This is a genomic window from Streptomyces sp. AC627_RSS907 (assembly GCF_019049165.1).
Genome location: NZ_JAGMUE010001427.1, coordinates 1 through 640 on the forward strand (window position 1 = coordinate 1; position 640 = coordinate 640).

A 640-nucleotide genomic window follows, 5' to 3' on the forward strand; every position below is an offset into this window, starting at 1 on the left:
GGGTGCGTCCGGAGGCCGCCGCGTCGGCGGACGCCCGGCTGAGCACCTGCCGGGCGACGGCCTTGCCGAGCAGCGGTGCCAGCGCCGCCGCGATCCGCTCGGAGACGAGCTGGCCGCCGGTCAGGTCGAGGTTGGCGCGCATCCGGTCTGAGGCGACGGACAGGTTCTCGGCCAGCTCCACGGCGTGCGCCGCCGCGCCGCCCGTCAGCCGCAGGCAGGCGCGCAGCGGCTCCCACTCGGCGTGCCAGCCGCCGGCCGACCGCTCGTCCTCGACGGCCATCGCGCCGGTCACCGTGGCCGCGAGCTGCGGCACCTGGAGCGCGGCGGAGCGGATCACGGTGGCCAGCACCGGGTTGCGCTTGTGCGGCATCGCCGACGAGGCGCCGCGCCCGGCGACCGCGCCCTCGTGCACCTCGGCGACCTCGGTCCGGGTCAGCGACTGCACGTCCACGGCGATCTTGCCGAGCGCGCCCGAGGTGAAGGCGAGCGCGGCGGCCAGATCGGCCATCGGGGTGCGCAGCGCGTGCCAAGGCAGCACCGGTTGGGCCAACCCGGTCTCGGCGGCGAAGGCGGCGGTCAGCTCGTACGCGTACGAGGCCGCGCCCGGCTCGCCGCGCAGGTGGCCCGGCTGCGGGGAGGC

The 640-nt window shown here is 77.7% G+C and carries 1 protein-coding gene; it reads right to left on the minus strand.

Annotated elements, in window-relative coordinates:
- Positions 1–640, minus strand: a 640-nt coding sequence (locus KUM32_RS42270) for a lyase family protein (RefSeq protein ID WP_254406822.1), incomplete at both ends; no start/stop codon positions are given.